The organism is Enterococcus massiliensis (assembly GCF_001050095.1).
Lineage (GTDB): Bacteria > Bacillota > Bacilli > Lactobacillales > Enterococcaceae > Enterococcus_C > Enterococcus_C songbeiensis.
In genome coordinates this window covers 473,041-489,819 of record NZ_CVRN01000006.1, presented here as the reverse complement: position 1 = coordinate 489,819, position 16,779 = coordinate 473,041, and the positions used below count along the sequence as shown (strand labels likewise).

Genomic DNA, 16,779 nt, shown 5'->3' with positions numbered 1-16,779 from the left:
AGGAAAAATCCACGCTTGTAGAAATGGGCTATTTTTTATAAAATCGCAAGAATAATAAAATTAAGAATAAACAGGATGTCTACTACCCATAAAATTGGCGAGACTTCAGAAAATTTCCCTTTGATTACTTTTACAATCGTATAGAAAATGAAGCCTGCTGCAATCCCGTAAGAGATACTGTAACAAAGTCCCATGAAAATCGAAGCAAAGAAAGCAGGCACTGCATCCTCTAAATTGCTCCAATCAATATCTTTGAAGGAAGCCATCATCATCACACCAACTAAAATTAAAGCAGGTGCCGTTGCTTGTGCTGGTACAACTGAAACTAACGGCGAGAAGAAACTGCTGATTGCAAACAAGGCTGCCACGACAACCGAAGTCAGTCCAGTCCGTCCACCCGCACCAATTCCGGCGGCTGATTCCACATAGGTCGTTGTATTGGATGTTCCAAAAATCGCCCCAATGGATGTTGCAATCGCATCAGCAAACAATGCCCGATCCATTTTAGTATTCATTCCTTGACTGTCTTCCAATGCTGCTTCATCTGATTGAGAAAAGATTCCAGTCCGTCGACCAGTTCCGATAAATGTACCAATCGTATCGAAGGTATCGGATAAACTAAAAGCAATAATGGTCATCAATACTTGAGGAATTTTTGATGAATCGCTAAACAAAGATTGCATCCCTTCTGAACCAAAGGCCGCCCCAAACGTTGTGCCTAATTCTTTAATCGAGTTTCCTAATGAATTGGTTTGCCAATCAATTGCACTCAGATCGACAACACCCATAAAGATCCCGATTATTGTGGTTCCCACGATTCCGATCAAAATGCCGCCTCGCACGTTTTTTACAACTAAAATCGTTGTCAAAACCAATCCGATTACCGCTAAAATCACTGGTGCATTGTTGAAATTTGCCAATGCTGGAACAACGCCCCCGTTCATCGTTACATTAACGGCTTTTTTTCCTTCAACAGCACTGCTGGTAATAACTGCTGAATCAGCAGAAAAGCTCAAGAGATTGGCATTTTTTAAACCAACATAAGCAACGAAGATCCCAATTCCGCCGCCAATCGCATGTTGCATGCTTTCAGGAATCGCATGAATGATCAGTTTTCTGATTTTTGTTACAGTAATAAAAATATTAATAAGTCCACAAATGAAAACCATTGCTAATGCTTGTTGCCAACTATAACCTAACCCAAAGACTACAGTAAAAGTAAAGAAGGCATTCAGCCCCATACCGGGAGCTTGCGCGTAAGGTACGTTGGCAAAAAGTCCCATAACCAGTGTTCCAATAACGGAGGCAATGATGGTTGCCAAAAAGACAGCCTGAAAGGGCATTCCTGATGCCGATAAAATTGACGGATTAACGAAAAGAATGTAACTCATCGCAAAGAAGGTCGTCAGCCCTGCTACGATTTCAGTTGAAACAGTTGTGTTGTTTTCCTTTAATTTGAAAAACTTGTCCATGAAAATTTTTCCCCCACTCTATTTTTAGCGAATCAACAAAAAAGTTCGGAAATAACTTGCTGATTCTCTTAACAATTACAAATTATAGGAATCTCCCAGACTTTTTACAATGTTTTATTGATTTATTTCTTAACTTTTTTATAAAACGTTCGTGTTTTGCTCTTTAACTAAGAAAATCGTAAGTCTTAGCGCTTTTCTTTTACAAGATTTTGTCCTCTTCGGCAAATGTGATACACTTAAGCGACATATGGAAAAGAAATGGATTCTTCCCTCTTCTCAATTTTTTAGAAAAATAATAGGCAGGTCCCGTGAATTTTTCTTCCAGAAAAGTTCGTTTTCCAAAATGAATAAGGAGTGTTTATATGAATACAAAATTGATCGCTATCGATTTAGACGGTACGACATTAAACGGGGACTCACAAATTACCCCTCGAACCCAAGAGGTTTTGGCAAAAGCCACAAAAGCTGGTCACGTTGTCAGTATTGCCACTGGACGACCTTTCAGAATGAGCGAAGGTTTTTATAAACAGCTGGCTTTAAAAACACCCATGGTCAACTTCAATGGTGCATTGGTCCATTTGCCTTACCACCAATGGGCACAGGAATCAGAAACCTTGATCAACCGAGAGATTGTATTTGAGATTTTAGCGCAAAAACAACGCCTGAATTTAGACTTTGTAGCCGCTGAAAATCGTGATACGTTTTATATTGACGACTTGAATTTTTTCAGCCCTAAATTTTTCGCCTCTGCGAAGGCTACGGAAAATAATTTGCTGCAAAATTTGAAAACAAACCCAACCTCCATGCTGATTCAAACAAAAAATGAGTTTGCAGCTGAAGTGTCTCAAAAATTAAATGAGCAATTCGCAGATTTCGTGGACGTGCGTACATGGGGCGGGCCCAACGCAATTTTAGAAGTCGTGGCAAAAGGAATTCAAAAAGCTCATGGCGTATCGATTATCGCCAACTCCCTACATATCGACCGAAAAGACATCATTGCATTTGGGGATGAACACAATGACTTGGAAATGTTGGAATACGCCGGTTTAGGTGTGGCGATGGCAAATGGAACTACCGATGCCAAAGCTGCTGCAAATGATATTACAGAAAAAACCAATGATGAAGATGGGCTTGCTGAGTATTTAGAAACCCATTTAGCCATTTAATTCACGCGCCAAACAACTTTTGATTGTGTTTGATGACCGACCCACGGGAGTATACCTTCTGTGGGTCGGTTTTTTTCTTTTAGATATCTCGTATTTTTTTAGGAGCAAATAAATTTTTACTGAACTTAAGCTGCAGTTTAGGTTGACTTCATACAATCATCTCAACAAGAAAGGAATGATTCGTATGTTGCTCAATCTTTTACAAATTGGTTTTGCTTTAGGTTTATGTACATTTCTTCTGATTCGTTTTTTGAAAAAAGAAGAACCTCAGCCACTGGTGGATTCAGATGATCAGGAACACAATCTTTAAGCAAGACGTTTAGCTGATTCCCAAAGGTATGGGAACATGCTGTGGAGGAAGGTTGGTACTTCTCATCCGAAATTTTTGGGTATGCAGGTTCGATTCCTGCCTTCCACGTTTGACGAAAGATTTCGTCAAAACAATTGCAACGATAAATGTTGGCAATCTTTCCACCTCGAAACTTCGACGGCAATCACCTTCAGTTCCTCATTTGGATCGCTGAACAGTGATTGCCGTTGAAGTTTTTCTTGACAAAAGGCTGAAAATGTAGAAAATAAAGAAGGACCCGGAGAGTTGGCAGAGTGGTAATGCAACGGACTCGAAATCCGTCGAACCGGCTAATACCGGCGCGCAGGTTCAAATCCTGTACTCTCCTTCATTTAAAGTTAGAAATACTTATCCATCAAGGATTTCAAGTATTTCTAACTTCTTTTTTTATTTTTGACAAGGTTTTGACAAGGTTTCTAATGTTTAACAACTTTAGAGAAGGTATTTGGTGCTTTTCCCTCCCTTTTTTCATTAAAAATACATGGATCAAGTGGAAATCTCTGCAAATTAATTTTTCGTTCAAAAAAATAATCCACAACCTCTAATTGGAGATTGCGGATTATTTTTATTTGTCATACAAATGGCTGGGATTTTTGATTGTCAAAATGCTGTCGATGGATTGTTGGATCAATCGCGCAATTTGCTCTTCGGTTGGGTGAATGATGCCAGAAGACATCAATGAAGCGATTCCAGTAACGACAATCCATGTTCCGTCATGCAGGGCCTCGATATAGTCTTCGGACAAATCGGCGTATTCTGGATCTTTTTTCACCAAGTCTTTGAAGTATTCATAAGAGAATTTGTGCATTAATTGTCCGCCGCCGTATTCATCAACAAAGAGCGCTACATACAGATTGTGATTTTCCTGCGCAAATTTTACATAGTTGATTCCCAAATCCACCAGTTTATTCCCGGTATGCTCCACTGGAAATACATTTTCTTGCAAATCTTTCATCACGGTCTCAACCAGTGTATTTTTCAGGTCCTGCATGTTCTTGAATTCTAAGTAAATCGGCTGGGTTGAAATCCCCATTTTTTTGGCGATATTCCGAGCAGTAAACTTATTAAATCCTTCTTTAGAGATAACTTCATAGGCAGCTTTCAAAATATGTTCTTTGGTATATACTTTGCGTCGCATGAGAAAACTCCTTTCCTTTCCATAACAATAGTGTTTCTCTTCTCTATTTTATACAAAAATAATCGTTTTGGGAAATAATATACTCAAATTTACGTTATCTTTCTATTTAAAAAGAAAATGATAAACAACAAATGCTTTCTTTTAAGGACTGTAAGGTCAATGGCTTAGATATTTAAAAAAATGAAATTTAGCTAAGAATATTGACACATAGCAAAAAATCAAGTTATAGTAAAAGAAAAAGGGAGCAAACTATGGAAGAAAATAATGTCCTCGCTTTTCACCGGGTAAAAAAAACAGATCCGCTTCAAAAACAGAAATATTTTCTACTATTTGCTTTCAGCATATTGTTGATTCTCATCGGCCTTTCTCAAAATTCTTTTTATGCTATTCTTCAAGGGCTTTATCGCATCATGACCTCCCCTAGTAATCTAATTACAGATTATGTTGCATTGGGTAATCTTGGTAGCGCATTCGTAAATAGCGGTTTACTGACTTTTTTAAGTATCCTCTTATTGCGCCTTTATCGCGTTCAAATGAATGGCCCGCTAATCGCCGCTATTTTCACTGTTGCCGGTTATTCTTTCTTTGGAAAGAATCTCTACAACTCTATTCCGATTATTCTGGGCGTCCAGCTTTATGCCCGCTTTATGAAACGTCCGTATTCCCAATTTGCAATGATTAGCCTGTTCGGTAGTTCCCTTTCCCCGGTTGTCAGTTATGTGACGTTCGGGATGGATATTCCTTTGTGGCTGGGCTTTTTTCTCAGCTATCTTTCCGGTATCGCAATCGGTTTTGTTTTACCACCAATTGCTGCTCACATGTTGAATTTCCACCATGGATTTTCTCTTTACAATGTCGGCTTTAGTTCTGGTTTGATTGCCATGATTTTAACTGGAATTTTGCGGATGTTCAATTACATTATTAAGGAACGAACCATCATCGCAACGTCGGCTCATGATAAATTGTTGCTTTTTTTGCTGGGGCTCTTTTCCCTGTTTCTTTGCGTCGGCTGGCTTTGGAATCAGCGGACCTTTCATGGATTGCAAAAAATCTTTAAAACTAGTGGAAAACTGATTACTGATTTTGTTATGATAGCAGGTGTCGGAGCTACAGTCATTAACATGGCTTTGATGGGATTTATGCTGACTGGTTATTGTTTACTAATTCAAGCTCAGCTAAACGGACCAATCGTTGGGGCAATTTTATCTGCTGTCGGCTTTAGTGCATTTGGTAATCATTTAAAAAATAGTTTCCCTGTTTTATTGGGTGTCTATTTAGCGACGTTGATTGCACCTTTTCACGATGTTCAGCAAACAGCTGCTGTGGTGGCTGCCATTTTCGGTACCAGTTTGGCACCAATCAGCGGATACTACGGAAGTGTCTATGGCATTCTCGCAGGAATTTTACATATGTCTCTAGTCAACAACGTATCCTACCTTCACGGGGGCTTAAATCTCTACAACAACGGATTTTCCAGTGGTTTTGTTGCCGGATTTCTCGTGCCGTTGCTAGATAATTTTACAAAGATCGGAGAAAAAAATGATCGAACAAGAAATCTCAAAAAAGATCATTGATGAATTGCTTAATTTTTTTTATGGCAATGAGATTCAGGAAATTCGGATTGGAATTGAATTCACCGCAGAAGGCTTTTATATCGAAATTCAAGGAAAAACGCCGGAAGTGCCCGAAGATTTGAAAGACTTCACAGAAGCCTTGAACATTTCCCGTGATCTAAATTATGAAGAATACTCCCACGAATTACTTGGTGGCATCCATCCCGAAAAAGAGGATTTTCACTTGTTGGGGGCGTTGATCGATGATGTGGAAGTATTATACGACGCGCCAATTTTAGATGTTAAAATTTTTCGCAAAGCAATTTAGCCGATTTTGTTTTGCTTTTTAAGAAACGAGTGGAGAAATGGAAAAACAAGATTTGATTTTAGAAACCTGTCTGTTGGCTGGACGAATCATGATGGAAAATGGCTCAGAGGTTTATCGGGTTGAAGACACCATGAATCGAATTGCTGCCAACGCCGGCGAACCGAACAGTATCAGCTATGTGACTGCGACCGGGTTGTTTATGGGGCTGCGTAAAAGTCATTATGCGCAAGTAGAAGATGTTCATGATAGAACCATCAATTTAGAAAAAATTGTGGCAGTCAATCAGCTGTCCCGCAAATTTGCCGCTCAGGAAATTTCTTTGGAAGAATTGCATCAGGCTTTGTCGCTGGTGAATACCACAACACCTTTCTTTCCCTTTTACCTGCAGATTTTGAGTGCTGGACTAGTCAGTTGTCTATTGATGTACATCTTTGGCGGAGACTGGGCGGATTTTTTTGCGACTTTTTTTGTAGGAATGATTGGTTTCGTTACCAGTTATTATGTAAAAAAATGGTCGCAACTGCGCTTTTTCGATATGTATGCGGCAGCTTTTTTGATTGGTCTGTTGGCGATTGTCTGTGTAAGAATTGGGGTAGCGCAAAATGTCGACAATATTATCATCGGTGCAGTGATGCCACTGGTTCCCGGTGTTGCCATCACAAATTCTTTTCGAGACATTCTTGCAGGGGATCTAATCAGCGGAACCGCTCGTGGAATTGAAGCCCTGTTTACAGCAGCAGCGATTGCGGTAGGAATCGCAACGATCTTTTCAATTTTTGGAGGGGGAATTTAAATGGAAATACTCCTTCAATTTGTTTTCAGTTTTATCAGCACCGTCACGTTTGGCGTAATCACAAATAATCCCAGACGTTCCTTAGTTGCCTGTGGCTTCACGGGAGGACTTGGTTGGATGATCTTTTGGTTCCTCCGAGAAAATCATTGGGGTCTGGGAGTTGCCAATTTTTTAGCCGCCTTTGCGGTAGGTTGTGCCAGTATTTTTTTCTCCCGGAAGAAAAAAATGCCGATGATTATTTTTAATATTCCAAGCTTGGTTCCGCTCGTACCCGGTGGTCCGGCCTACAAAGCTGTGCGGGAATTTGTATTAGGAACTTCTTCTCTTGGTTTTGATAATATGAAAATTGTCATCGTCACAGCGGGTGCGATTGCCGGTGGTTTCATGATGACTGGGTTAGTCGAAACAATTCTTAGAAATATGCTCAAAAAGAGAAAACAGCCGGAAAGCTAAACTTTCCGACTGTTTTTTTAGCGTATGATCATGACAGAACATGGTGCACCTTTGGCCAACAAGGCTGCTTGACTGCCTAAAATCAAAGGTGATTTATTGGGCTTGCCTTTGGAACCGCAAACCAATAAGTCTGGCTGAACTGATGGCAGGATTTTTTCAATGATTGCATCAGCCGGTGTCCCTTCTTCCATCGCTACCTCTACAGAAATCAACCCTTCTCTCAAAGCTTCTTGGCGATAGTTTTCTGCAATCTGCATCGCATGCTGTTTCTTCTTTTCCAGAGTTTCAGGAGTCAGGTATTCATAAACATTTAGCTGGTTAATTTCAAAAATTGTTGCGATTACGAATACCGAATGATTTTCCTGTGCTAATTTTACTGCCGCAGAAAACGCCTTTTGAGAATCCTTTGACTCATCCACAGCCACTAAAATTTTTTTGAACATTTTGTTTCCTCCTACCCATTTGCACCGGTTAATGTGCCGTAAACCAAGAATAAATTAAGTATGGTCAACAAAATCGCAATAATCCACGCTAACACTTTGACCCATGTTGGATTTGCAAATTTTCCCATCATTTTTTTATCACTGGTATAAAGTGTTAACGGAATGATCGAGATCGGTAAAGCAATACTTAGAAAAACTTGGGTATATAGCAGCAGATCTTCCACTGCCGATTCCTTTCCACCGTATAAAATCACACAGATAATAACTGGAATAATCGCCAATAATCGTGTAACTACCCGCCGCATCCACAGAGGCATTTTCAAGTGGATGAAGCCCTCCATCACGATTTGTCCGGAAAGTGTCCCAGTAATTGTAGAATTCTGACCTGAAGCCAACAGAGCAACAGCAAACAGAGTACTTAGAATTGGACTGGCAATCCCGCCAACGATATCCGGATTTTTCAACGCATCGTACAGATCTACGAATTTTCCTAAATCACTGTTTGTACCGTAAAACAGTGCACCACCCAAAATCAGCAACAGACAATTGACGATAAAAGCTACCGATAATTGAATATTTGAATCCCATGTGGTGAAACGAATTGCTTTAGCCTTTTCTTCATCGTTACTGCGATCAAACTTTCGTGCCTGAGCAATTGATGAGTGCAAATACAAATTGTGGGGCATCACGGTTGCACCAACAATTCCCAATGCCAACAACAGCATGGATTTGTCTGACGTAATTTGTGGATCAGGAATAAACCCTCGCAACACTTCACCAATTACTGGATCAGAAAGTGCCACCTCATACGCAAAAACAAAGAAAATAACGGAAATCAACACAGTAACGATTGCTTCGATCTTACGAAATCCCAATTTCGTCAATAATAGCAGCAGCAAAACATCAAAAGTCGTGATTAACACACCAATCAATAGGGGAAAGCCAAATAATAATTGCAGCGCAACTGCGCCACCGATTACTTCTGCAATATCCGTTGCCATGATGGCTAGTTCAGTAATAATCCACAAAATAAAACCCGTTTGTTTGTTGGTATGCTCTCTTGTTGCCTGTGCCAAATCTCTACCGGTTACGATTCCTAATTTGGCTGCCATACTTTGCAGCAACATCGCAATCAGACTTGAAAGCAGGATCACACTAAGTAATGCGTATTTGTATTCAGCTCCTCCGGCAATCGACGTAATCCAATTTCCCGGGTCCATATACCCCACAGCCACCAAAGCCCCAGGTCCGCTATATGCCAACAGTGTTCGAAAAAAACTGGCATTTTTTGGAACATCAACCGTATTGTTGATTTCTGATAGACTCGGACCATTCGCATACTCAATCATCTTTTCTTTTTTGCTCATCTAACCACTCTTTCTATGTGTAACTGGATATTTTTTTAGGTACACCGAAATATCTTTCGTACCGAGTATACTCCTTCCCTCCTTTTCTGTAAACTGAAAAAACATTTTCGATACTTCCGTCTAAATAAGGAGAGATTATCAGACTTTAGTTGGATAGTATTCTCAGGAAAAATTTTCTATAATAAGCATGTAAACAACAAACTTACAAAATTGTTTGTTTGCTGTCATCTCATTCGATAGCTGACATTCCAACTTTCAGCTAATATAATCAATAGAATGAAACAAGGAGATGAGTTCATGAGTCTAGCTGCATCACGAAAATTAGTCAATACGATCTCTATTTTAGGAATCTGCGCTTCCATTGCGCTAACGATTTATTTTATCAACCTTGGTGTTTTCAAGGATATCAATGCTTTGCATGGACTCGTTGGCGATTCCTTGATTTTAGGTCCAGCGATCTTTATCCTTTTACAAATTTTACAAGTGGTGATTCCCATCATCCCCGGAGGTATCTCCAGCGCGGCCGGCGTTTTGATTTTTGGTCCTTTTGCTGGTTTCTTATACAATTACATTGGAATCACCATCGGCTCCCTCATCATTTTTTTATTGGGTCGCAGATATGGGAAGCCCTTTATCCTAAGTTTGATCAGTGACAAAACCTATAATAAATACGCAAATTGGCTGAATAATCAGGAACGTTTTGATAAACTCTTTGCTTTAGCGATTTTTTTACCGGTTGCTCCTGACGATGCTCTTTGTTTAATGGCTGGCTTGACCAACATTTCGGTAAAAAAATTCACGATGATCATCCTCTTGGCAAAACCCTTGTCAATTTTCTTATACAGCATGCTGTTGGTTCACGGCGGTTCGTTTCTTGCCAATCTAGTCGGTTGATTACGTCCTCTTGTCCGCAAGAGGATTTTTTATGCCCAAATTTTGCAATTATTTCTGAAATAGAGCAAAGTAGTTTACAATAAAGACAGGTGATTAAAATGAATTATTTAAAAAATAGTCTGATCAATGTTGGGGAATTTCTAGTTGCGACCCAAGCATACTTTCGTGACGTCTTAGTCATGCATGGAGTGATTTTGTTCATCATTATTCCTTTACTCAGCAATTCGACACAATTTATCTTAAAAAGAGGGCATATCCATTATCTATCCTACGATAACTTGGGAGATATCCTGGTGAATCATCCAGCGGTCGCCCTTTCTTTGGTGCTGATTCTGCTGATTATTTTATTAGTGGTCTTCTTTGAATTCACTTTTCTTTTACTCAGCGTGTACTTTATCAAGAAAAAACAGCCGGTTTCTCTGCGTCAGCTACTACGAATGACCTTGCTGCAAATCAAAAAATTGCGCCCCAGCGTGTTTCTCTTTTTCTTATTTTACTTTTTCTTGATTTTACCTTTAGGGGGACTGAGTTTTAATTCTGATTTATTGTCAAAAATCAAAATCCCCGCTTTTATCCAGGAATTTATTTTCAGCAATCGGGTATGGGTCGTTAGCAGTTTTGTTTTATTCTATCTTGCCCTTTTGTATGTTGGTATTCGGGTCATTTTTGCGCTACCGGAAATGATTTTAAGCGACCTACCCTTTCGAGAAGCTATTCGGGAAAGTCTCCGGTCCACAAAGCGACGGTTTTTTGCCATTGTCGGGCAATTTATTGCGATTGGCGTCAGCATTTTAGCTGTCGTAGCGGTTGGTTTTGGTATCGTTTTGCTGTTGCAGCTTTTGATTGAAAATTATTTCCCTGATCTTTCTTTAAGCAGCGCGGTTTTTGCCATGACCTTTTTACAATTTTTTCTCTTACTGAATATTATTTTCTCTACAGTAGGTATTTTTTACATCATCATTGACTTTATGGACGATGAAAACTTTCTACCGGAAATTCCAGAATGGTTCTATCAAGAACCATTAGGTAAAAAACGCCATAAAAAAACGTGGGATACTTTGCTAATCGTTCTTGCCATCTTTTTTGGTATCGGGGTCGCTCTTTATAATATGAATTATCTGACCTCTTCCTCACCAACGATTCCACTTACCTTTTCCCATCGTGGAGTCAGCGACCGTAATGGTGTCCAAAATTCACTGACTGCCTTAGAAAAAACCAGTAAGTTTAAACCGGATTATGTGGAAATGGATGTGCAGTTGACAAAAGATAAACAATTTATTGTGGTGCATGATTTCAATTTGAGAAATCTGACCGGTGTAAATAAAAAACCTGGTGACTTGACCTTAGCCCAGCTAGAGAAACTGACTGTTAAAGAAAATGGACAACACGCCCCTTTAGTTAGCTTTGATGCTTACTTAGAAAAAGCACAGGAACTCGATCAAAAACTGCTGATTGAGATTAAAACTCAGGAAAAAGATGTGACACCCACCGTTGATACATTTCTCGAAAAATATGCTACTGTAATCCACGAGAATCAGTATATGGTCCAAAGTCTTTCTTACCCCGTCGTTGAAGAAATCAAAACCAAAGAGCCCACGATTCAAACCGGCTATATCCTGCCCTTTAATCTTGTCGGTTCGCCAATTACCAAAGCGGACTTCTTAACAATGGAATACAGCACCATCAATCGTAATTTCATTAACGCAGCCAAAGCCGATGGGAAAAAAGTAATCGTCTGGACGCCAAATAGCGAAGAAGGGATGAGTCGAATGATTTTTTACGGCGTAGACGGCATCATCACCGACCAAATGCCCGCATTGAACCAAGCCGTCAAAAATGCAAAAAAACCGATGACCTATTCTGATAAACTGATCAATTTTGTCATTGGCGTCGGCTGATTATCTGCTTAAAACCCTCGGCTCTTAAAAAAAATAACCCAAACAATCACCAGAAAAAACACTTAGGACCAATGGGACCGTATAAGGAATTTCTTGATTGTTTGGGCTATTTTTATCATTTATACTTCAGCCTAGATTTCAATTCTCTTTTTTCGCTTCACGGATGGCATGAACAACGGACAAAATGGCGGGGATAGCTGAGACGATTGCCAAAAAGACACCCAATCTGCCATGATTGGTTCCTGTTTTTCGTTTTTTTGTCATCTTCTTCACCTCATCTTTTTTCGTTATCTATATTTTATCGAAAAAAGAACATTCCGCCAATTAATTTAAACCGCCTGTGGAATGGTTGCCTCTTCAAAGACTTTTTCATATTTTACCAGCATCCGATTTTGACACTCGATTACCTTTGCCCGATCTTGCGGTTGACAGCTTTCTACCGTAATTAAGACCGTATTGGTATATGTATGTTCCACAAACCCAATCACTTCATTTTCAATACCGATGGGTTGACATAAGTACGATTTTCCTATTTTTACTTCGTTCATCCTTATCACCTCCAAACCAGTTATTTATCTCAGGTATATAATAACAGAAAAAGATTATTTTGAAAACGCTATTATAGATATTTTTTCAATTTTTTTCGCTGATTTATCAACTACAAGTAATTAATAAGTGTTTTTTATTAAAAACTATAAAAATATTTTTTTCAAACTTATTATAGTTATCAAGAGCTTATTGTTTTCCTTCTCTTTCTCCCTGGAGCGGTTTAATGAAAAAAGGGTTCTCCTTTTCTCTTCAGAATGTTGATTGGTCTAAGTGAAAATAATTGAGAAAATCTTTCTTACATTTTCATAAAGATAAGTCGTATGTTTTGTTGCTTTGTTAAAAACATGCTATTCTTATAAAGGTAGGTTGTGAACAAGCAAACTTACAAGAATTTTTTGAAAGGAGCAAAGAAAGTGACATTTACAAAAACCAATATGGAATACCGAATTGCATTTGATTCAGCTTCCAACCGTTTCATGGCCATTGATGCAAAAAATGAAACAAATATCGCTTATGGTATCACGATTGAAGAAGCTATTCGTAATCTCCACAGATAATTAAAAGAAGGGAATCCTTTGAAATGACATGTGATAATTCGGATAATCAGTGAGGTCGTCTGTAGTAGAATCTACTAACAGACGACCTCTTTTTTTGTACCTTCAGCACTTGCCAATCGGATTTCTTTACCTAAAAATAATTAATCTCTATACTAAAAGATGAAAGGAGTGAAAGTAATGGAAGATTTAAGACAATATCTCAGTGAATTTATTGGAACATTTATGCTCGTCTTTGTTGGGACCGCTGTTGTGGTGATCGCTCAAGTTGATCCGTTGACGATCGGCTTGGCATTTGGTTTGACGGTAACGATGATGGCATATGCGGTAGGGAAAATTTCTGGAGGACACTTTAACCCGGCGGTCACAATCGCCATGGTGATCAATGATCGGCTGCCAATTCGTGATGGACTTTTTTATATTTTATCGCAGTTTATCGGTGCAACAGTTGCTTCGGCATTCCTTTCCCTGCTGATTCAAGCCAATAAGCTTCCAAAAGATGGCTACGGACAAACCGATTTCTCAACGATCAGTGCAGGAATGGCTTTTACAGTTGAAGCGGTCATCACCTTTTTATTCGTGTTCGTTATTTTGATGGTCACCAGTAAAAAGTTTGGCACTGCCACAATGGCATCTTTTGCGATTGGTTTAACCTTAAGTTTCTTGATTATCGTCGCACTGAATTTAACAGGCGGGTCACTAAACCCTGCACGAAGTTTTGGTCCGGCATTATTTGCAGGCGGCTCCGCGCTTTCTCACTATTGGGTTTATCTGCTGGCACCCATCGTCGGTGCAGTATTAGCGGCCTTTGCTGCTCGCTTCATGGGTAGTGAGGAATAAAAAAACCACGGATTTCCCAGAAATAATCTGGAAAATCCGTGGTTTTTTTGACTCAATTTTCTCGTCGAATTACAGGCGTGCGTTCAATTCTTTTGCTAAATCTTCAAAACCAGGTTTACCTAAAAGGGCAAACATGTTCTTTTTGTAAGCTTCTACTCCTGGTTGGTCAAATGGATTTACACCATTTAAGTAACCAGAAATTCCTACAGCAATTTCAAAGAAGTACATAACATAGCCTAATGTGTAAGCATCCATTGAAGGGATTTTTACCAATAAGTTTGGTACATCTCCATCAGTATGTGCCAATAAAGTACCTTCAAAGGCTTTGGTGTTTACAAAATCAACTTCTTTTCCTTGTAGATAACCTAATCCGTCAAGATCTGTTTCTTGAACTGGGATTTCGATTGACTTACGAGGTTTTTCAACTTTTACTACCGTTTCAAAAATATTACGACGGCCTTCTTGGATGTATTGACCAAGGGAATGTAAATCAGTTGAGAAGTTTGCGCTGGAAGGATAAATGCCTTTTTGGTCTTTTCCTTCTGATTCACCGAATAATTGTTTCCACCACTCAGAGAAATATTGCATTCCTGGTTCGTAGTTAATCAATAATTCAGTTACTTTGCCTTTACGGTACAAAATGTTACGCATTGCTGCGTATTGATAGGCTTCGTTTTCTTCCAATTTGTCGCTGGAATATTCTTTTGATGCATCTGCTGCACCTTGCATCAGTGCATCAATATCTGCACCGCTTGCTGCGATTGGTAACAAACCAACGGCTGTTAAAACAGAATAACGTCCGCCGACATCATCAGGAATCACGAAAGTTTCCCAATTTTCAGCATCTGCCTCAACTTTAACCGCACCTTTTGCTTTATCCGTTGTCGCATAGATCCGTTTGTTTGCTTCTGCTTGACCATATTTTTTCACTAATAATTCTTTGAATACACGGAAAGCAATCGCAGGTTCTGTCGTTGTTCCGGATTTAGAGATTACATTGACAGAAAAATCACGGTCGCCAATCACTTCGATCAAATCAGAAAGATACGTAGAAGAAATTGAATTTCCGGCAAAGAAAATTTGTGGTGCTTGACGTTTTTCTTTATCTAATAGGTTAAAGAAGGTATGATTCAAGAAATCGATCGCTGCACGGGCACCTAAATAAGAACCGCCGATTCCGATAACGACTAATACTTCTGAATCAGATTGGATTTTTTCCGCTGCTTTTTTGATGCGGGCAAATTCGTCTTTGTCATACTCTGTTGGCAAGTTGACCCAACCCAAGAAGTCGTTGCCGGCTCCTGTTCCGTTTCTTAATAAATCGTGTGCTGCAGTGACTTGACTTTGCATGTAGCCTAATTCGTAATCATTGACGAAAGGAGCTACTTTGGAATAGTCAAATTTAATGTGTGACATGTTTTGTCCTCCTTGAAAAATTTTTCAAACCATTACTTTACTACTTTACGTTTTTTGTCGTTTTTTTTCAAGTAAAGTTGCGTTGCATTGCTTATCCGCTCTTGCTAGACAAGTCCTTGTGCAAGCATCGCTGTTGCGACCTTTTCGAATCCGGCAATGTTGGCACCCAACATGAAATTATTTTCCTTGCCATAGGTTTTTGATGTATCTCGGCAAGCTTCGTAAATATTTTTCATAATTGTATCCAATTGTTGGTCAACTTCTTCCGTTTCCCATTGCAAGCGTTGAGAGTTTTGACTCATTTCCAATGCAGAAACAGCAACGCCCCCGGCATTCGCAGCTTTTCCTGGACAATAATATACACCATTATCAATGAAATATTCTGCTGCTTCCAAGGTACTTGGCATATTTGCGCCTTCTGCGATTACTCGAACACCATTTTTAACCGCCAATTTGGCTTGTTCAATAGTGATTTCATTTTGTGTCGCACAAGGAAAGGCCAATTCTGCAGAAGTTTCAAAATCCCAAACAGATTGTTGGTCGTAATACTGCGCAGACGTTCGTTTTTCCGCATAGACCGTCAGACGTTCCCGTTTGACTTCTTTGATTTCTTTCAAGAGCGCCACATCAATGCCTTCTTCATCGTAAATAAAGCCGCTAGAATCAGAAACTGTAACAACTTTTGCCCCTAATTCCTGTAATTTTTCAACCGCATAGATAGCTACATTGCCGCTGCCAGAAACGATTGCTTTTTTTCCTTCAAAGGTTTCATTTAAATCCTTCAATAAATATTTGACAAAATAAACGGCTCCGTAGCCGGTTGCTTCGGTCCGTCCTTTGCTCCCCCAGAAATCTAAAGGTTTGCCTGTCAGTACTCCTGCATCATATTGTTTCAAGCGTTTATAGGCGCCAAATAAATAGCCGATTTCACGTCCGCCCACACCGATATCCCCTGCCGGTACATCAAGATTTGGTCCGATATGCCGTGCAAGCTCTGTCATGAAGCTTTGACAAAAGCGCATGATTTCATTGTCTGACTTGCCTTTAGGATCAAAATCACTGCCGCCTTTTCCGCCGCCAATCGGCAGACCTGTCAAACTATTTTTGAAGATTTGTTCAAAAGCCAAAAATTTCAGTATGCTGAGATTCACGCTGGGATGAAACCGCAATCCGCCTTTATAAGGTCCGATTGCCGAATTAAACTGAATCCGATAGCCGCGATTGACTTGCCAATTGCCCTTGTCATCTTGCCAAGGAACTCTAAATTGGATCAAACGTTCCGGCTCAGTCACCAAAGCCAATAAATTTGCTGCTTCAATTTCTGGATGTTCTTCTAAATAAGGCACGATGGTTGATAAAAATTCATCGATTGCCTGCAGAAATTCTTTTTGATTGGGATCTTTTTGGTGAAGTTGGTCTTGAATCGCTTTTACATATTTTTTCGCATCAGTCATAGTATCATCCTCCTTTTGATTACTGTATATTGTATCAAAAAAAGTGTTGTTTTTTGCATGTTATTTAAAATTTTCTGAATTTTTTTATGATTTATGGTAAACTTTTTCAAGA

At 39.4% G+C, this 16,779-nt stretch carries 18 protein-coding genes and 1 tRNA gene; 11 read left to right on the top strand and 8 right to left on the bottom strand.

All coding sequences use genetic code 11. The annotated features are described in order from the left end of the window. Positions 1–35: 35 nt before the first annotated feature. Positions 36–1,472 carry an NCS2 family permease gene (locus BN1875_RS07185; protein ID WP_048604164.1) on the bottom strand — a complete coding sequence of 479 codons (1,437 nt, stop codon included), beginning with the start codon at positions 1,470–1,472 and terminating at the stop codon, positions 36–38. 362 nt (positions 1,473–1,834) lie between these two features. On the opposite strand from BN1875_RS07185, the gene BN1875_RS07180 reads away from it, so the two are divergent. The 3 genes from BN1875_RS07180 (at position 1,835) to BN1875_RS07175 (ending at position 3,315) form a co-directional block, all read left to right on the top strand. Continuing rightward, on the top strand, positions 1,835–2,638 hold the full coding sequence (locus tag BN1875_RS07180) for a Cof-type HAD-IIB family hydrolase (protein ID WP_048604163.1): 804 nt from the start codon (positions 1,835–1,837) through the stop codon (positions 2,636–2,638). A gap of 184 nt (positions 2,639–2,822) precedes the next feature. Then, positions 2,823–2,948 (top strand): hypothetical protein, encoded by a 126-nt coding sequence (locus BN1875_RS13890; RefSeq protein WP_261795775.1) that lies wholly within the window; start codon positions 2,823–2,825, stop codon positions 2,946–2,948. A gap of 279 nt (positions 2,949–3,227) precedes the next feature. Beyond that, positions 3,228–3,315 (top strand) — tRNA-Ser (locus BN1875_RS07175). 237 nt (positions 3,316–3,552) lie between these two features. On the opposite strand, the gene BN1875_RS07170 is transcribed toward BN1875_RS07175, so the two are convergent. Further along, on the bottom strand, positions 3,553–4,125 hold the full coding sequence (locus BN1875_RS07170; protein WP_048604162.1) for a TetR/AcrR family transcriptional regulator: 573 nt from the start codon (positions 4,123–4,125) through the stop codon (positions 3,553–3,555). A gap of 251 nt (positions 4,126–4,376) precedes the next feature. On the opposite strand from BN1875_RS07170, the gene BN1875_RS07165 reads away from it, so the two are divergent. Genes BN1875_RS07165 through BN1875_RS07150 form a run of 4 tightly spaced genes read left to right on the top strand, consistent with a single transcriptional unit; the run spans position 4,377 to position 7,252 of the window. Beyond that, positions 4,377–5,699 carry a DUF1576 domain-containing protein gene (locus BN1875_RS07165; RefSeq protein WP_048604161.1) on the top strand — a complete coding sequence of 441 codons (1,323 nt, stop codon included), beginning with the start codon at positions 4,377–4,379 and terminating at the stop codon, positions 5,697–5,699. Further along, entirely contained in the window at positions 5,668–6,006 is a 339-nt protein-coding gene (locus tag BN1875_RS07160; RefSeq protein ID WP_187115923.1) for a hypothetical protein, read from the top strand. Before BN1875_RS07165 ends, BN1875_RS07160 begins: the two co-directional genes overlap by 32 nt. A gap of 37 nt (positions 6,007–6,043) precedes the next feature. After that, entirely contained in the window at positions 6,044–6,799 is a 756-nt protein-coding gene (locus BN1875_RS07155) for a threonine/serine exporter family protein (RefSeq protein WP_048604159.1), read from the top strand. Further along, the gene (locus BN1875_RS07150) at positions 6,800–7,252 is read left to right on the top strand and encodes a threonine/serine exporter family protein (protein ID WP_048604158.1); all 453 of its coding nucleotides are present in this window, start codon (positions 6,800–6,802) and stop codon (positions 7,250–7,252) included. A 17-nt stretch (positions 7,253–7,269) separates the two neighbouring features. Here BN1875_RS07150 and BN1875_RS07145 read toward each other — a convergent pair whose 3' ends face one another. Both BN1875_RS07145 and BN1875_RS07140 read right to left on the bottom strand, forming a co-directional pair. Then, positions 7,270–7,695: a universal stress protein gene (locus tag BN1875_RS07145; RefSeq protein WP_048604157.1), complete on the bottom strand. Its 426-nt coding sequence runs from the start codon at positions 7,693–7,695 to the stop codon at positions 7,270–7,272. An 11-nt stretch (positions 7,696–7,706) separates the two neighbouring features. Further along, positions 7,707–9,062, bottom strand: coding sequence for an Nramp family divalent metal transporter (locus tag BN1875_RS07140; protein ID WP_048604156.1), 1,356 nt, complete (start codon positions 9,060–9,062; stop codon positions 7,707–7,709). 297 nt (positions 9,063–9,359) lie between these two features. On the opposite strand from BN1875_RS07140, the gene BN1875_RS07135 reads away from it, so the two are divergent. Both BN1875_RS07135 and BN1875_RS07130 read left to right on the top strand, forming a co-directional pair. After that, a complete protein-coding gene (locus BN1875_RS07135; protein ID WP_048604155.1) occupies positions 9,360–9,956 on the top strand; it encodes a TVP38/TMEM64 family protein in 597 nt (198 codons plus the stop codon). 98 nt (positions 9,957–10,054) lie between these two features. Beyond that, positions 10,055–11,854, top strand: a complete 1,800-nt coding sequence (locus BN1875_RS07130; protein ID WP_048604154.1) for a glycerophosphoryl diester phosphodiesterase membrane domain-containing protein — start codon at positions 10,055–10,057, stop codon at positions 11,852–11,854. A gap of 138 nt (positions 11,855–11,992) precedes the next feature. Here BN1875_RS07130 and BN1875_RS13885 read toward each other — a convergent pair whose 3' ends face one another. Both BN1875_RS13885 and BN1875_RS07125 read right to left on the bottom strand, forming a co-directional pair. Then, a complete protein-coding gene (locus BN1875_RS13885) occupies positions 11,993–12,118 on the bottom strand; it encodes a hypothetical protein (protein WP_261795774.1) in 126 nt (41 codons plus the stop codon). 65 nt (positions 12,119–12,183) lie between these two features. Beyond that, entirely contained in the window at positions 12,184–12,402 is a 219-nt protein-coding gene (locus BN1875_RS07125) for a hypothetical protein (RefSeq protein WP_048604153.1), read from the bottom strand. A 414-nt stretch (positions 12,403–12,816) separates the two neighbouring features. Between BN1875_RS07125 and BN1875_RS13705 the strand changes: the two genes are divergently transcribed. Together BN1875_RS13705 and BN1875_RS07120 are read left to right on the top strand one after the other, a co-directional pair. Further along, positions 12,817–12,960, top strand: a complete 144-nt coding sequence (locus BN1875_RS13705; protein WP_187115919.1) for a hypothetical protein — start codon at positions 12,817–12,819, stop codon at positions 12,958–12,960. A 177-nt stretch (positions 12,961–13,137) separates the two neighbouring features. Further along, positions 13,138–13,797 carry an MIP/aquaporin family protein gene (locus tag BN1875_RS07120; RefSeq protein ID WP_048604152.1) on the top strand — a complete coding sequence of 220 codons (660 nt, stop codon included), beginning with the start codon at positions 13,138–13,140 and terminating at the stop codon, positions 13,795–13,797. A gap of 69 nt (positions 13,798–13,866) precedes the next feature. On the opposite strand, the gene BN1875_RS07115 is transcribed toward BN1875_RS07120, so the two are convergent. Together BN1875_RS07115 and gdhA are read right to left on the bottom strand one after the other, a co-directional pair. Further along, positions 13,867–15,213: a glucose-6-phosphate isomerase gene (locus tag BN1875_RS07115; RefSeq protein ID WP_048604151.1), complete on the bottom strand. Its 1,347-nt coding sequence runs from the start codon at positions 15,211–15,213 to the stop codon at positions 13,867–13,869. Between the two features lie 104 nt (positions 15,214–15,317). Beyond that, a complete protein-coding gene (gene gdhA / locus BN1875_RS07110) occupies positions 15,318–16,667 on the bottom strand; it encodes an NADP-specific glutamate dehydrogenase (protein ID WP_048604150.1) in 1,350 nt (449 codons plus the stop codon). Positions 16,668–16,779 lie beyond the last annotated feature (112 nt).

Excerpts from the sequence above, each read along its gene's own strand:
- BN1875_RS07135 (WP_048604155.1), top strand. The coding sequence starts at position 9,360 with ATGAGTCTAGCTGCATCACGAAAATTAGTCAATACGATCTCTATTTTA.
- BN1875_RS13885 (WP_261795774.1), bottom strand. The coding sequence starts at position 12,118 with ATGACAAAAAAACGAAAAACAGGAACCAATCATGGCAGATTGGGTGTC.
- BN1875_RS07180 (WP_048604163.1), top strand. The coding sequence starts at position 1,835 with ATGAATACAAAATTGATCGCTATCGATTTAGACGGTACGACATTAAAC.
- BN1875_RS07165 (WP_048604161.1), top strand. The coding sequence starts at position 4,377 with ATGGAAGAAAATAATGTCCTCGCTTTTCACCGGGTAAAAAAAACAGAT.
- BN1875_RS07120 (WP_048604152.1), top strand. The coding sequence starts at position 13,138 with ATGGAAGATTTAAGACAATATCTCAGTGAATTTATTGGAACATTTATG.
- BN1875_RS07130 (WP_048604154.1), top strand. The coding sequence starts at position 10,055 with ATGAATTATTTAAAAAATAGTCTGATCAATGTTGGGGAATTTCTAGTT.
- gdhA (WP_048604150.1), bottom strand. The coding sequence starts at position 16,667 with ATGACTGATGCGAAAAAATATGTAAAAGCGATTCAAGACCAACTTCAC.
- BN1875_RS07170 (WP_048604162.1), bottom strand. The coding sequence starts at position 4,125 with ATGCGACGCAAAGTATATACCAAAGAACATATTTTGAAAGCTGCCTAT.
- BN1875_RS13890 (WP_261795775.1), top strand. The coding sequence starts at position 2,823 with ATGTTGCTCAATCTTTTACAAATTGGTTTTGCTTTAGGTTTATGTACA.
- BN1875_RS07140 (WP_048604156.1), bottom strand. The coding sequence starts at position 9,062 with ATGAGCAAAAAAGAAAAGATGATTGAGTATGCGAATGGTCCGAGTCTA.
- BN1875_RS07125 (WP_048604153.1), bottom strand. The coding sequence starts at position 12,402 with ATGAACGAAGTAAAAATAGGAAAATCGTACTTATGTCAACCCATCGGT.
- BN1875_RS07115 (WP_048604151.1), bottom strand. The coding sequence starts at position 15,213 with ATGTCACACATTAAATTTGACTATTCCAAAGTAGCTCCTTTCGTCAAT.
- BN1875_RS07155 (WP_048604159.1), top strand. The coding sequence starts at position 6,044 with ATGGAAAAACAAGATTTGATTTTAGAAACCTGTCTGTTGGCTGGACGA.
- BN1875_RS07145 (WP_048604157.1), bottom strand. The coding sequence starts at position 7,695 with ATGTTCAAAAAAATTTTAGTGGCTGTGGATGAGTCAAAGGATTCTCAA.
- BN1875_RS07185 (WP_048604164.1), bottom strand. The coding sequence starts at position 1,472 with ATGGACAAGTTTTTCAAATTAAAGGAAAACAACACAACTGTTTCAACT.
- BN1875_RS07150 (WP_048604158.1), top strand. The coding sequence starts at position 6,800 with ATGGAAATACTCCTTCAATTTGTTTTCAGTTTTATCAGCACCGTCACG.